Source organism: Frankia sp. AgKG'84/4 (assembly GCF_023242965.2).
In the GTDB taxonomy this organism is placed as follows: domain Bacteria; phylum Actinomycetota; class Actinomycetes; order Frankiales; family Frankiaceae; genus Frankia.
Window position 1 is genome coordinate 1 of the sequence record NZ_JALKFU020000819.1, and the last position, 1,019, is coordinate 1,019.

Genomic DNA, 1,019 nt, shown 5'->3' on the forward strand with positions numbered 1-1,019 from the left:
TGGGAAGGCATCCGCCCTGCGCGGGCAGCGTGCGAGGGGGCACCGAGGATGCGCGGGACGCGGTCGTCCGCGTCGACGGGACGCCGCCGCGATACGGTCGGTCGGCGGCCGGCCCGCGCAACCCACCCGCAGCCTCACCCAGGGTGAGGGCGGGCGGTCGTTCCCGGGCCACGGCCGGGTACCCCTGGATCGTCCCGTAGACGGGCCGCGCCGCCGGTAGGCGCCGCGGCGGATCGGTGTTCGTGAATGCGTCTTGTCTTCGCCGGCACGCCGGCGGTTGCCCTGCCCAGCCTGCGGGCACTGCTCGAAAGCCCGCAGCACGACGTGGTCGCGGTCGTGACCCGTCCCGACCGGCCCGCCGGCCGTGGCCGCAAGCTCACCCCGCCGCCGGTGCACGTGCTCGCCGAGGAGACCGGCATCCCGGTGCTCAGCCCGGCGCGTCCCCGCGACCCCGAGTTCCTCGCGGCGCTCACCGAGCTCGCGCCCGACTGCTGCCCGGTCGTCGCCTACGGCGCGCTGCTGCCGCCCGAGGCGCTGGCGATCCCCCGCCTCGGCTGGGTCAACCTGCACTTCTCGCTGCTGCCGGCGTTCCGCGGCGCCGCCCCGGTGCAGCGCACGCTGCTCGCCGGTGACGACCTCACCGGTGCCAGCGTGTTCCAGATCGAACCGGCGATGGACTCCGGCCCCGTCTACGGGGTCGTCACCGAGCGGGTACGGCCGACGGACACCTCCGGTGACCTGCTGGAACGCCTCGCGCAGTCCGGCTCGAGGCTGCTCGTCGCGGTCATGGACGGCCTGGCCGACGGCAGCGTCCAGGGGGTGGCCCAGCCCGCCGACGGCGTGTCGTTCGCGCCGAAACTGTCCGTGGACGACGTGCTGATCGACTGGAGTCTGCCGGCCGTGGCCGTGGACCGCCTCGCCCGGGCCGCCACCCCGGCGCCCGGCGCGTGGACGGAGTTCCGCGGCCGCCGACTCAAGATCGGCCCGGTGGGCACGGAGCTGCCCGCAGGCGCCGGGCC

1 protein-coding gene is annotated in these 1,019 nt (G+C 76.1%); it reads left to right on the forward strand.

Going from position 1 to position 1,019, the window contains the following annotated elements:
• Window positions 1-246: 246 nt before the first annotated feature.
• The coding region (gene fmt, locus MXD58_RS25440) for a methionyl-tRNA formyltransferase (RefSeq protein ID WP_250610209.1) at window positions 247-1,019 on the forward strand (773 nt) is incomplete at its 3' end.